At 56.2% G+C, this 251-nt stretch carries 1 protein-coding gene; it reads right to left on the bottom strand.

Features of this window, described 5'->3' with window-relative positions; translation table 11 throughout:
• Window positions 1-251 (bottom strand): SDR family NAD(P)-dependent oxidoreductase (locus tag ACPYOG_RS20140; RefSeq protein ID WP_481295864.1); only part of this gene is annotated, 251 nt, incomplete at both ends.

Here is a 251-nt window from a genome sequence, read left to right as displayed (position 1 = left end):
AAATACTTCACCGCTTCCTGCGTCGTCAGCAGCGTGCCGAGGACGTTGATGTTGAATTCACGATGGAATTCCTCCTCGGTGATCTCTTCCAGAGACGCGAATTTGTAGACGCCGGCATTGTTGACGAGAATGTCGACGCCGCCAAAGGCCTGCTTAGCCTCTGCAAAGAGCCGCTTTACGTCTTCGGATTTTGATACGTCGCCGTGGACGGCGAGCGCCTTGCCGCCCTTGGCGGTGATTTCTGCCACCAC

The organism is Leifsonia sp. HAY1-4F, from assembly GCF_056755275.1.
The sequence above is the reverse complement of the archived record's forward strand: the minus strand, read 5'-3'. Positions and strand labels throughout refer to the sequence as shown.